The organism is Shewanella bicestrii, from assembly GCF_002216875.1.
Taxonomy (GTDB): Bacteria; Pseudomonadota; Gammaproteobacteria; order Enterobacterales; family Shewanellaceae; genus Shewanella; species Shewanella seohaensis.
In genome coordinates this window covers 2,498,685-2,511,230 of the sequence record NZ_CP022358.1, presented here as the reverse complement: position 1 = coordinate 2,511,230, position 12,546 = coordinate 2,498,685, and the positions used below count along the sequence as shown (strand labels likewise).

The 12,546-nt window shown below is 49.5% G+C and carries 9 protein-coding genes; 1 reads left to right on the top strand and 8 read right to left on the bottom strand.

All coding sequences use genetic code 11. The annotated features are described in order from the left end of the window. Positions 1-31: 31 nt before the first annotated feature. The 8 genes from CF168_RS10980 to cmoA form a co-directional block, all read right to left on the bottom strand. The gene (locus CF168_RS10980) at positions 32-934 is read right to left on the bottom strand and encodes a LysR family transcriptional regulator (RefSeq protein ID WP_011716942.1); all 903 of its coding nucleotides are present in this window, start codon (positions 932-934) and stop codon (positions 32-34) included. Positions 935-1,108: 174 nt separating this feature from the next. Further along, the gene (locus CF168_RS10975) at positions 1,109-2,308 is read right to left on the bottom strand and encodes a DUF3541 domain-containing protein (protein ID WP_089067854.1); all 1,200 of its coding nucleotides are present in this window, start codon (positions 2,306-2,308) and stop codon (positions 1,109-1,111) included. Beyond that, positions 2,235-4,142 carry a M3 family metallopeptidase gene (locus CF168_RS10970; RefSeq protein WP_089067853.1) on the bottom strand — a complete coding sequence of 636 codons (1,908 nt, stop codon included), beginning with the start codon at positions 4,140-4,142 and terminating at the stop codon, positions 2,235-2,237. The genes CF168_RS10975 and CF168_RS10970 overlap by 74 nt, the downstream gene beginning before the upstream one ends. Further along, on the bottom strand, positions 4,117-5,061 hold the full coding sequence (locus CF168_RS10965) for an alpha-L-glutamate ligase-like protein (protein WP_089067852.1): 945 nt from the start codon (positions 5,059-5,061) through the stop codon (positions 4,117-4,119). The genes CF168_RS10970 and CF168_RS10965 overlap by 26 nt, the downstream gene beginning before the upstream one ends. Next, complete coding sequence (locus tag CF168_RS10960) at positions 5,061-6,569, bottom strand: UUP1 family membrane protein (RefSeq protein WP_089067851.1); 1,509 nt, start codon at positions 6,567-6,569, stop codon at positions 5,061-5,063. The genes CF168_RS10965 and CF168_RS10960 overlap by 1 nt, the downstream gene beginning before the upstream one ends. A gap of 215 nt (positions 6,570-6,784) precedes the next feature. After that, the gene (locus CF168_RS10955) at positions 6,785-7,612 is read right to left on the bottom strand and encodes an ATP-dependent zinc protease family protein (RefSeq protein WP_089067850.1); all 828 of its coding nucleotides are present in this window, start codon (positions 7,610-7,612) and stop codon (positions 6,785-6,787) included. A gap of 83 nt (positions 7,613-7,695) precedes the next feature. Then, positions 7,696-8,688 (bottom strand): tRNA 5-methoxyuridine(34)/uridine 5-oxyacetic acid(34) synthase CmoB, encoded by a 993-nt coding sequence (cmoB, locus tag CF168_RS10950; RefSeq protein WP_089067849.1) that lies wholly within the window; start codon positions 8,686-8,688, stop codon positions 7,696-7,698. After that, positions 8,685-9,416, bottom strand: coding sequence for a carboxy-S-adenosyl-L-methionine synthase CmoA (gene cmoA, locus CF168_RS10945; protein WP_011622667.1), 732 nt, complete (start codon positions 9,414-9,416; stop codon positions 8,685-8,687). The genes cmoB and cmoA overlap by 4 nt, the downstream gene beginning before the upstream one ends. Positions 9,417-9,564: 148 nt before the next feature. Here cmoA and CF168_RS10940 point away from each other — a divergent pair, with 148 nt between their 5' ends. After that, entirely contained in the window at positions 9,565-12,378 is a 2,814-nt protein-coding gene (locus CF168_RS10940) for a diguanylate cyclase domain-containing protein (RefSeq protein ID WP_089067848.1), read from the top strand. The last annotated feature ends 168 nt before the right edge of the window (positions 12,379-12,546 follow it).

Sequence of the window (12,546 nt, the reverse complement as noted above, 5' to 3'; positions counted from 1 at the left end):
TGCCGCACACGGTGGAAGAAGGTGAGCGTGGTTAATCGCTTGTACTCACACCATGATGTTTGAGGAGATAAGAGGCCAGCAGTTTTGAAGCGGGGCCCTGTTGGTCACGATTCGGGATCACTAGGCTTAGCATAATCCGCCGTTTCTGGCTACCTTGAAGGTGTAAGCGCACTAGTTTGCCTGCGGCTAATTCTTCTTGGATAAGGAAGGACGGGATCCAGCAGAAACCAATACCTTGATTTAAAATGACTTTCGCCTCATGAAAGTTCGATACTGTCCAGCGCTGCTCGGCCTTCAACCAACCGATATCAACATTGGGTTGCAGGCCCGTGTCTTTGATCACCAGTTGCAGGTGCTGCGCCAGTAGCTTGTCATCGTCTAAGGTGCCCATTTCTGCCAAGGGGTGGCTCGGGTGGCAAACCAGATGCAGCTCCTGTTCACACAGGGGCTCGGATAAATAGCCCTTCGGTGGAATTCCGGCGCAAATTGCAATATCGACTTTATTTTGAAGGATTAATTCTTGAGTACCTGTGATGACTGAGTCCAACATAATGATCCGAGTGCCGCGGCTATGGGGCAAAAAGTCACTTAGCGCGCACACTAGACTTTCCATCGGATAGACGATTTCGCGGGCAATGGTGAGTGTGGGCTCCCAACCTTGCTCAAGGTTGCTCGCGAGTTGTTCTAACTCATTGACCGCTTGAGTCACATGGCGCGAACGGCGCAATAATACTTCGCCCTGTGGTGTCAGGTAAGCTTTGCGGCCTCGAACTTCGAGTAGTTCTATACCAAGCTGGTGTTGCAACTTAGCCACCGCATGATTGAGTGAGGATTGGCTCTTATTGAGCTTTTCTGCCGCCTGCGCGTAGCCGCCATAGTCGACGACAGCCTGTAAAATACGCCATTGCTCAAGGGTGGATTTCGCGCGAGTCATGGTTGTCCTCATGTCGAAAACGACAGGTTTCTAAAAAAGCGATAGATTGAGGCTTATAGTGGCGAGCTATGATCGTTTTTTCAATACTATTATCGTGTTAATTGAAAATGAGGTTATCGCGTTGCAATGCTGCGGCGTGACAACCTCTTATCAGTTCGAACTATGGGTAATGGATTAATCGATAACCTTAGGCGTTACGCCCATAGGTAAATACTTTTTCGTCGCGTTAAGTTCGTTCAGATAGGGGCCGGGATAGAGCCTTTCTGGCCAGTTAAGCAACATTATCGCAAGCACATTACGATGCTCGCCAAGGGCTAAGTCAGGATTGCCCTTGGGTGAGGGGATAATTTGACTATTTGGGTCGAACGAGTTGGCAATATAAGTCCGAGTTTGAGCCACGACAGGATGGTCTGTCTTGCCCGCTAGCAGAAAACTAATGCCGACTTCGGCAATAATATCGTCGGTCGCATCCTGTAAAATTCGCTCAATGTTGGCGTCAAAGTAATCCAAAATCCATGCAAACTCAGTGGCATCCACCCGATGCTGATAATATTCACTGGCGGCAAAGATAAAATGCGTCATGCCGTAGAGCTTATTGCGAAACTGTGCTTTGCTGAGTGTGGCATCCTGTGCGTCGGGGTAAACCCGAGTAAACGCCGTTTTATAATCCTCTAGATAATCTCCTACCCCCAATTGTTTGGCCCAATACACATAGTTAATTAGCTGCGCCGCCCAGGCTTTAATCATCGCGGGATCGGTCAAACCTTGGCGTAAGTCGGCCTTTTTGAGGGCTTGGATCATTTGATTATGGCAAGGACCTGTAAAGCCTAACTCATCGATTCGACTGGCAAATCGCAATAGCACATCGGAGTAAAATAAAAACTCAGGAAAGGGTGCGAGTGCTTTTTTACGGGCCTTGGCTCTGGGACCATTGCCCAGTTCGGCGATGGCATTTTGTGAGGCTTGGCGTACAAACTCAGGGTTATCCATTTGGCAGGCATAAAACGCTTGAGCTTCGGTTACCGCATAAAGATCGACTAACGCCGCGTTGGCATATTGCTCATCGCCCGTCAGGCGATAGAGGCGGATCCCATAATGGCCTTGCACCCGAGGCGGGAGTGTATAGAGATGGGTTTCAAGGTTGTGTTGAATAAGCTGCGCAACGTCGCTTTGGCTTAATTCGGGTTTATCCGCGGCGTTTGGCTTGAATACGTTTTGTGAGTACTCAAGCCCAGCGTGACTTAGGGGGGAGCTTTGCGTGTTTGCGAAAGCACTCTGTGCGGTAAAGAAGGCTAAACCGCTAAAAAGCGCAATGGGTAGTGTGAGTTTGTGTTTCGGTTGTGGTGTATGGGTGATTTTCAGATCCTGAGACATGGATAATCCTTTGGATAAGCGCAGCGGCATCCACGGGTTCGCCAAGTATGGCGCGCAGTTGCTCGCTCAAGGTGAGTGCGGTCTCATTGACCACGAGGAGATTAAAAAGACTAAGTTTATCTTGGCAGTCTTGGGTGGATTGATGGACAAGCGTTGCGAGTTTGGCTTGCCACAGGGATTGATAATAACGTGGGCCTTCGTTGGCGATAGCATTGAAACTGTATGGGTAATCAATCGCTTGTGTCCAGTTCGCCCCAAAGCTTTTGCTAAACTCCGCAGGAAGATCCGGATAGCTTTGCTGGTTTAAGGACTGGTAAAAGTTAAGTGTTACCTTAGCACGAAAGACTTTAAGCTGCGTTGCATAGGCGCTTGCGAGCGTTTCCCTCGGCTGAATATATAGGGTATCAAATTGGGGGAATAGCGTTTGGCGTAACGCCTTCGTGAGCCAAAGACTCGGTAATTGATTGGTATCGAGCGTCGGGCCTAAGGTGTTGTTAAGGTAAAAATGACTGCCGCGCGCCAGTGAAGTCATTGCATCGGCGAGGGCTTGGGTAAAGCGTTCGATATCTTTGAAATTATTGAGTGTCGCGGGGAGCTCAAGCGTCTGTTGACCAAATTGCTGTCCAATCACATTTTGCCTGAGGGTGTGTTGACTGGCATTCCTAGGTTTATTCACTTTATCTTGAGCGCCGATAGCCAGATACACTTCTCCTAATAATCTATCCATATGGTAAACGCGGAGGATTTGTTGCTGCGTTTGTGCGAGTGTAGTTTGAGAAAGTGTTGTTTGAGTAGCTTTCGAGTCTAGATGCTCGCCAATCACCTCAAAACGTAAACCATATTCGCTGAAGCTTGTTAAGGCCTTGTCGAGCAGCTCACGGGTATTGAGGGCGGTGGTTTGCGCGCTGGGTAATTGCGATAAGGTACGGCCAAGATCCCAAGGGGCAACTTGAATCGCTTCGGTTTGGCTATCGAGAAAGGCTTTAACTAATTCCGGGCTATTGAGTTGCTGATCGCTGAGGCTGTAACTGGCGTAATCGCTAAAACCTGCGTCATTGGCAATGCGTTGGCGTAGCTCGGCAATACGGTGTAAGGCGACTTGATTATGTTCCCTGGCTCGACCTTGATAGGCTTGCCACAGGGTTTGCCGACATTCGGCATTGGGTTGCTTTAACAGGTAATTGGCGATAGTCCCTGAAAAAGTGCCTGAATTTGCCGTTTCTTCATCGTTATTGGCTGTATTAACCTCGGCTCCTTCATCCATGAGCTGGCAGTTAGCCGCTTGAATATCCAGTTGAAATTGCTGGTTACCTAAACCTTGGCGAATGCTGGCCTGCGCCGTGTGCAGCTTGGCTTTATCCATAATGGATAAATGTTGGCGCAATAAAGCCGTTAATTGCTCGCCGAGCAAGGCCTGTTCCTGACTTGCTGCAGCATGATTTATCGATGCTGCTTGCGTCAGCTCAAACGCCAGTTGGCTAAATTCCGCCTGATTTAGTAAGTCGCTCAAAGTGTCGGCCAAGCGCAACTGACACTGCAGTAAACCTTGGCGCTCATCCCCCGACAGTGGCAAACCTCGGTAGTAGGTGAGTCTGTCGTTGACATTATTCAGCCCTATGGTTTGCTGCTCTAACACTAGGGCCTTATCTGCCAGTGTTAAGCTTTGGAGCTGGTGGGTGCTGACGTAACTGGCGAAGGCGCCAGCCAAATCGATATTGGGTTGGCGCAAACACTGCTCAACCAGCAGCGGCACAGGACTTGGCGCAGCATAGGCTGCACCGAGGGAGGATAAACACCAGCCAAACAGGCTAGCCGTTAAAATGGATTTTTGCATAGGCTACACGTTCTGCAACTGTCATTGAATGGGATGACATGGCTTCGACATGCTTAAGTCTAGGCAAAATGCCTTTTCCATTTGCAATCTGGATCGCCAGTCCCGGGCGTGCATTGAGTTCCAATAACAGCGGGCCTTTAGTCTGATCAAGCACCATATCTGTGCCTAAATAGCCCATCTCACACATTTCATATGCGCTCGATGCGGTATGCAGCAAGCTGTCCCAATGGGGGACGACGATATCGGTGAGTTTTTTGCCTGTGTCTGGATGAAACTCAATTGGAGCATCAAATTGCACAGCATGTAACCCTTTTCCCGTGGCAATGTCAACGCCCACACCTACGGCGCCTTGGTGCAAATTGGCCTTACCATCGGAGGCTGCGGTGGAGAGCCTGAGCATTCCCATCACCGGAAAACCTTTAAAGACAATCAAGCGGATATCGGGCACGCCTTCATGGCTGTAACCATCAAACACAGGATCGAATTCAATCAGTCCCTCGACAATCGCCACATCGGGTTTGCCGCCAAGGGAGAATAAACCGCTGAGGATATTGGACACGTGTCTATCCAATTCCGATGGGCTGACTTCATGCCCGCTGGGTTTATAGTAACGTCCCTGTTCGATATGGGTGATCACTAAAATGCCTTTACCACCAGAGCCCTTGGCAGGTTTGATCACAAACCCTGTGCGGCCCTTAACGCGCTCGGGAATATGCACGATTTCGTGCTGCTCGCGCACAACGGCGATTAAATCGGGCACGGCAATATCATTGGCCAATGCCAACTGTTTAGTCAGCAGCTTATCGTCCACTCGTTTATAAAATTTACGCGGATTATAGCGACCAATGTAATCGATATTGCGCTTATTCATATTGAGCACGCCGCGCGCGCGAAGCTCCCATGGCCAAGCAATATTCATTAGGCATCTCCCGCGAGTGGTTTAAAGCGTTTGAGTTCCAGTAGGCGATAACCTGTGTATTGGCCCATTAATAGGACTAAGGCCAAGATCACTAAATGGATCCCAAGGAAGTTAAATACCCAGTGTTGTACCCAACTGGCGCTCATGGCTAAGTAGGCTAGGGTGGCGACCATTAGGCTACCACCGCCTTGCACTATCACTTCTTTCGGGCCTTCTTCTTCCCACAGGATAGACATACGTTCGATGGTCCACGCCAAAATAATCATCGGGAAGAAGGTAATCGTCAGTCCTTCGCTTAAACCGAATTTATAAGACAGTAAGGTAAAGACACCGATAATGCCGATAACGACGATGATCACCGCCGATATTCGCGAGATCAGCAACAGATTCAATTGGGATAAATAAGAACGGATCATCAGGCCACAGGCCACGATCAGTAAGAAGCCAACTAAGCCCGTAACTAAACTGGTTTGAATAAAGGCGAGGGCGATAAGGACTGGCATAAAGGTGCCTGAGGTTTTCACCCCAATGATCACCCGTAAAAACACCACCATCAGCACCCCGATGGGGATCAATAAAATGCCCTTGAATAGACTCTGTTCTTCTAGCGGTAATTGGTAGAGTGAAAAATCCAAGGCATTGTTATTCATCATCATATCGATGGATGTCGCCAATGCCGAGCGAGTATCTTGCAACATCGAGAAATGCACCTGCGAGTTCACGCCGCCCATCACATCGAGCACGGAATGGCCCGAACGTTCCCACAGCAGTAAGTTCTCTGGTCGGCCTTGCTTGCCTTTAACTAAATCGAATAACACCCACTCGCCGTTATGGAACACTTCCACAAAGGGGGACAGGGATTGACGGCGGCGCTGATCTTCAAGGTAGAGTCCGCTGACTTCACGGGCGGGAATGCCCTTGGTTTGCAGCATGTGCAAAAACACTTGCGTCGCGGTTTGGCTTGACAGCAGTAGCTCCATATTCTGGCTGCGCTTAGTGGCCGTGATTGCATTCATTAATTGCTGGGCGAAGGACAAGTTCGATGCGCTGCGCGCCCAGGTTTCGTTAATCACTTGCTCCGCGGCGGTCTTCTCGGTTGCGGGCCAGAGGTAAGGCTCCGGTTGACTTGGGATTTCGTCGCTGTGGATTTGGGTCACGCCCGTCGGCACTAGGGTCACTTTATAATAGAGATCTTGGCTGCCATAGGCCTCGCGAATCGACCAATTGGCACGGCGCGCGTCCTTATCATCACTCAGGGACAGCCCAAAGCCTGGGGAGCTGGCGTTCTCGACCAAGACTTCATAGGCGGGATCCTGTGGTAAAGAGAAGGACACTTCGGCCGCATCCCCTGTGCCATCGAAGCTTATCTTGGCGTCTACCGCCCAGCTTTGCACTTGCTCGCCGGGGAGAAAAGGCACCTGATGCTTAACGCCGCGGTAGATGCTGGCGCTTAAACCGACAATAAAAAGTAATGCCACCAAAATGTAAAAAGGTTTACGTGAATGCATACGTGTTTCCCATGTTGCGCCAATAGCCGAAAAGCGTGGGATTACCCCAGGCATTGGCGGTTCGAACTCGTCGTCACGCGTAAGATCCACGCGTGGCGGGTATTAGCTACGTCAGGCTGCGTCAGATTGAGCGGCGATGTCACAAGCTGACAGACCAATAAGCACACAAGCGGCTCCATGCTTAAGCTTGTGAACAGCTTTGGCTCTAGCGCTTATTATTTTTTGCCGCTGGAGACGATAGCTGACTCTGCTTTAGGTTGTTCAGGATCGGGTTGTTTAGGTGTGGCTTTGGGCTGTTTAGCTTTACCGTGTACATAGCGCTGGCCGACATCGACGACGGCGATATCTTTAATAAATTTACGGCCGAGCAATAAGGGATAGTCGAGGTGACTACGGTCGGTGAGGTTAAGATCTGTCTCTGCTGAATATTGGCCAATCTTTAGGTGCGCGTGGATCACGGGGCGGCGATCGTCCTTTTCATTCGCGTCCTGCTTGATCCGTACAAAACGCACGACCTTAGATTCGAAATTTGTCGCGGGCTGTTTTTCCCCTTGGGTAAACACATCGAAACGCACCCATTGGGCGCCATCGCGCTCAAACAGGGTGATATTACGGGCATCGATGGAGGAGGACTCTGCGCCCGTATCAATGCGGGTGGCAAAGCTGGCATTGAGTTCATCGATAAACACATTTTCGATTTCACCGAGTAAAAACTTATCCCCAAGGGCAGATTTGGGGCATTGGCTCGGTGCAGGCGTCACCACCGCGGCTTGCTTTTTTACGGTGAGGTTTTTCGCCGCTTGATTTAAGTGATTGATTTGCAGACTGAGCTGCTCGACTTGGCTGTTGAGTGTCGCAAGCGAGGTTAAATCCGCAGGCTGGCATTGCTGATTAATCGCAGCCACTAATTGATCTTGCTGCTGATTAAGACGGGTATTAAAGGTATCAGTATCGAGTGGTTTGGGGGCGTGGGCGGTCGGTTCTGTCGCTGCGCATCCCATTAAGCTGCTGGCAACGGCGATAGCGATCAACTGCTTTAGCATAGTACTTCCTATTGGCGTTAAAACGGGTTTTATGCCTAGGGTTTACCTAGGCATAAGCGTATTAGGCCACTGGAGTTAACTCGTTAGGTCAAATCTTGATTGGGTTGATTTTTCACCGCAATAATCGTTGCGCGTTTCGGCGCGGGGTAACCCTCGATAGTCTTAGTGATATCGTTAGGGTCAAGATATTCAACCAGTGACTCATTCGGCATCCAATCGGTTCGGCGCTGTTCGGCTAGGGCGGTGACATCGGTGTCGACACAACGTATGTCTGTGAAATCACACTTCTTTAGCCAGAGCATCAGGGCCGCGACGGATGGAATAAACCATACATTATTCATTTTCCCATATCTATCTTGAGGGACGAGTACGGCGTTTTCATCACCATCTATTACTAAAGTCTCTAACACTAATTCCCCACCCATACGTAACTGATCACGTAATTGTAACAAGTGATCAATTGGCGAACGTCTGTGATACAAGACGCCCATGGAGAAAACCGTATCGAATGCATCCAGTGGTGGCAGCTCTTCAATGCCTAGCGGCAATAAGTGCACCGGGTGATTTTCACCACTTAGGCGCTTAACGGCTTCAAATTGGCACAAAAACAACGGTGAAGGGTCGATGCCCACCACGCGTTTTGCGCCCGCGCCAAGCATGCGCCACATGTGATAACCGCTGCCACAGCCGACATCGAGCACTGTGCGGTTTTGCAAAGGAGAAATATGCGGGCTCACGCGATCCCACTTCCAATCGCTGCGCCATTCGGTATCGATATGAATGCCGTGGATATGGAAAGGGCCTTTGCGCCAAGGCATAAACAGGCGCAGTAGGTTCTCAAGCTTTTCCTTTTCGCCTGGCGTGAGTTGCTCGCCTGTGCCGACGGTGACGCTGCTGACAAAGTCAACGTGATCTGGGGCAGGATAGTGCAGCTTATTGAGCACTTTTTCCCACTTGGGTAAGTTGCCGTGTTTATGTTCTCTTTGCCATTTGCCGAGAATGGCTGGCAAAGTCTCGAGCCAATGCTGCAAATTGGAATCGGCAATTTGTTGGTAAAAGGAGCTGAAACTGATCACTTGATGGCCACCATGGAAGAGAAATTAAAACATTGGAACCACAAGCTAAAGTGGCTAAACCCTTGGCGAGTCAAACGTTGCTGGTGGAGAGTTAAGGTATCGGGCTTCATCACGTTTTCGAGCGCGCTGCGCTTTTGACTGATTTCGAGCTCGCTGTAGCCATTGGCGCGTTTAAAGTCTAAGTGCAGCTCTTCGAGCACACTTTGAATAGGCGCATCATCGAAGCGAATTTTTTCCGACAGCACTAACAGGCCGCCGGGATTCAAACCGTGATAAATCTTCGCGATCAGCGCTTCTCTGTCCTCTGGCGGTAAAAATTGCAGGGTAAAGTTAAGCACGACTAAAGAAGCGTTTTCGATGTGAATATCACGAATATCGCCGCAGATCAGCTCAACCTCAGTATCACTCACATAGGCATTGAGGTTTTCTTGGCAGCGCGTCACCATGGATTCGCTATTGTCCACGGCGATAATGCGGCAATCGCGGCCCTGGATTTGACGGCGAATACTTAAGGTGGCTGCGCCTAAAGAGCAGCCTAAATCATATACTTGGGTATTCGGCTTGACGAAACGATCCGCAAAATCGCCAATAGTATTGATAATTTGCGTATAGCCAGGCACCGAGCGGCGGATCATGTCACTGAAGACACCCGCGACACGATTATCAAACTGGAAATCGCTAATGTGTTCGCTCGCTTGAGCGTAGATAGTATCTTGGGAAGCGTTCATCTGGGAATATCTCGAAAATTCAGCCATGCATTTTAACGAATCCCGTTGACTAGCAGCAAGTCTCGGCTAGTAATTTGCCCGAAATTTCTGTCTAATATGCATCAATAACAAAGTATTTACATTGTACATCAAGTACTAGGGACCCCAGTTGAAGTTAGTGCTCCAGCTTATCGTGATCCTGTGTTGCATATTTATCAACAACGCAGTTAACGCCAGTCAAGGACAGACTGAGTCACTGATTGTGGTGATGGGGGAAGACAGCTTTCCCTATCAGTTTGTCGACAACGACGGCGAAGCCACGGGTTTATTAGTGGATCTGTGGAAGGAATGGGGCAAGCGTACCAATACACCATTAGTGTTTGTGGCGCGTCACTGGAATGAGTCATTACAGCAGTTGCAGCAGGGCAAAGCCCAAGTGCATATCGGTATGGGACAGACAACTGAACGTGAGCAGTTGTTTGATTTTGCGGAGCCAATTGCCGATGTCAGTACCTATCTTTACCTGCATAAATCTTTGCAGGGTAAAAAGTCCATTAAGGAACTTATTCCTTACCAAATCGGGATTGTGAGTGGCTCATCCCATGAGGCTGAGCTTCGCCGTATCGAGCCGAATTTAGTCTTCAAATATTACGAGAGCCGTGAAAAATTACTGGAGGGTGTTGCAGCGGGCGAAACGGTCGTCTTTGCAGGACTCGATGGCTATCTGCGCGATCCCGCGTCAAGCCAAGCAATTGCGGGCAGTTTTCCCATCAGTGCGCGTATTCCAATCAAGGCCATGCAGTTTGTCCCCGCGGTGATGAAAGGCAATCAGGCTTTAGTTGAGAAGATTAATCAGGGCTTTCATTCACTCGATGCACGTTTTGTGCAACAAACCGAGCGCCGCTGGTTAGGCTATCACGGGCAGAAGGCGGGTCTTGTGGTGGCGATGCAGCTAGGCGTTGAGCCCTTTGTCGATTTAGGCGTCGATGGCTTGCCCCATGGATTTTATGTGGATCTCTGGCAACTATGGTCGGCGAAGACCGGCATTAATGTGGATTTTATCTCAGGTGACATGAATGCCAGTGTCAATGATGTGCGCCAGGGTTTAGCCGATGCGCATATTGGTTACCCTGAAAGTGACGAATTGAAAACCGGTTTAACCCGCGCATGGCAACTCTACACGGTGAAGAGTCGGCTGTTTTTATATCAGCAACAACTGACAGATTTACAAAGTCTAAAAGGCAAACGTATCGGTGTTGTGCCGACAGCGCCTTATCTCGTTGCGCTGCGTAAAGCGCTGCCCGATGTTACGCTGCGTTATTACGAAAATATGGACAGCATGGTGGCGGGCGCGCGCTCGGGCGAGATTGCAGGCTTTGTTGCCGCGGGTGCATGGACTTCCCACTATTTGCTGCAAAATAAGGCTTGGTCCGAATTTCATCAATATCCTGAGCTTGAGTTTCCGACCGATGTGTATGTACTGACCCGCAGTGACGATCCCGGCTTAACCCAGCGCATTGCTAATGGTTTTCGCAGTATTGGCATGCAGGAATTTGCCGAGGTAGAGCAGAAATGGATGCTTAATCCTAAGGATCGCATTTTTAACCAGAAGGGATTACACGGCATCCAGCTTTCAAGCAGTGAGCAAGATTACCTCTCGCAACTCGGTGAACTTAAACTCGGTTACTTGAAACAGTGGCCGCCAATGGAATTTAGCGATGAGCAAGGCCAGTTTGCAGGGATTAACAGCGATGTTACCCAGCTGTTAGCCGAGCAGCTGCGGATTAATATTCAGCCCGTCGCCTTTGACGATTGGCATTCGTTGATCGGCGCCTTGCGTTCAGGCGAGATTGCACTGGCGGGCAGTATTGCTCAAACCGCCGAGCGCCAGCAATTTTTAACCTTTAGCGATCCCTACTGGCCATCGCCGTGGGGTTTAGTGTCGCAGCTTGAGCAAGTCTCGGTATTTAATCTGGCGCAATTGGCGGGACAAAGGGTTGCAGTGGTGGAGGGCTATCATCTAGTGGCGCAACTGATGGCCTTGCAGCCTTCGCTCAAACTGGTGCTGGTGCCTGATACCCAGTCGGGACTCTCGGCGGTCAACGATGGCCATGCGGATGTGTTTATCGATAAAGTCGTGACGCTAGCCTCTGAGCTAAAAACGGGCCAATATCCGTTGCTGAAAATGTCACTCCTCAGTGACTTAGCCGATCAGCACAGCCACTTTGGACTCAATCCGCAGTATGCACCGTTGGTTCCCTTAATCAATCGCGTGTTGGCACAAATCGATCAACATACGCAGCAACAAATCTATTCCCATTGGGTGAGTTTTTCTTTGACGACGGATAACAGTCAATATCTGCAATGGATCCGTTATTTATTACTCGGGGCGTTAGTGTTATCTGGCGTGATGGTGGCGGTTTTAGTCGTTAATCGTCGTTTAAACCTTGAGATCACTCGCCGAATTGCTGCCGAAAAGCGTTTGCAGCATGTTGCTAGTCACGATGCCTTAACCCAGTTGCCTAATAGGGCGCTGTTGGATGATAGATTGTCACAGGCCTTACTTGCCCATCGGCGGGATCATAGCCATTTCGCCTTGTTGTTTATCGATTTAGATGGCTTTAAACAAATTAACGATCAATATGGTCATCCTGTGGGGGATGCACTGCTATTAAAAGTGGCGGGATTATTGACCAAAGCCATTCGCAATTCTGATACAGTGGCAAGATTCGGCGGCGATGAGTTTGTGATCCTGCTAAATCGTGTGCAAGATCTCGATGCCGCGACCCAAGTTGCTGATAATATTCTGCACTCGTTATCGTCACCTTTTAGTATAGAAGGGGTGACTGTTGAGGTGGCTATCAGTATTGGCGTGGTCATTTATCCCCGCGATGGCGATACGGCCATCGAGTTAATGAAGAAAGCAGACCAACTGATGTATCAAGCCAAAACGGCGGGTGGCCGTTGCTACCGCCTAGCTTGATGGTTTTTTGAACGCTTATACGCAGATAGTGCGTTCGCCTCTAGTCAAGGGCGTAAAACTGTTTGATACTTCACCGCCTAAAAGTGAAGTACTTTGGTAATCGGCATTATTTGACTATAATGCCGCTTTTATCTCGTTTTGATTATTTCCAAAGCACCGGTTTCCGGA

Coding starts and splice junctions, on each gene's coding strand:
- cmoA (WP_011622667.1), bottom strand. CDS start 9,416: ATGAACGCTTCCCAAGATACTATCTACGCTCAAGCGAGCGAACACATT.
- CF168_RS10965 (WP_089067852.1), bottom strand. CDS start 5,061: ATGAATATTGCTTGGCCATGGGAGCTTCGCGCGCGCGGCGTGCTCAAT.
- CF168_RS10970 (WP_089067853.1), bottom strand. CDS start 4,142: ATGCAAAAATCCATTTTAACGGCTAGCCTGTTTGGCTGGTGTTTATCC.
- CF168_RS10975 (WP_089067854.1), bottom strand. CDS start 2,308: ATGTCTCAGGATCTGAAAATCACCCATACACCACAACCGAAACACAAA.
- CF168_RS10960 (WP_089067851.1), bottom strand. CDS start 6,569: ATGCATTCACGTAAACCTTTTTACATTTTGGTGGCATTACTTTTTATT.
- CF168_RS10980 (WP_011716942.1), bottom strand. CDS start 934: ATGACTCGCGCGAAATCCACCCTTGAGCAATGGCGTATTTTACAGGCT.
- CF168_RS10955 (WP_089067850.1), bottom strand. CDS start 7,612: ATGCTAAAGCAGTTGATCGCTATCGCCGTTGCCAGCAGCTTAATGGGA.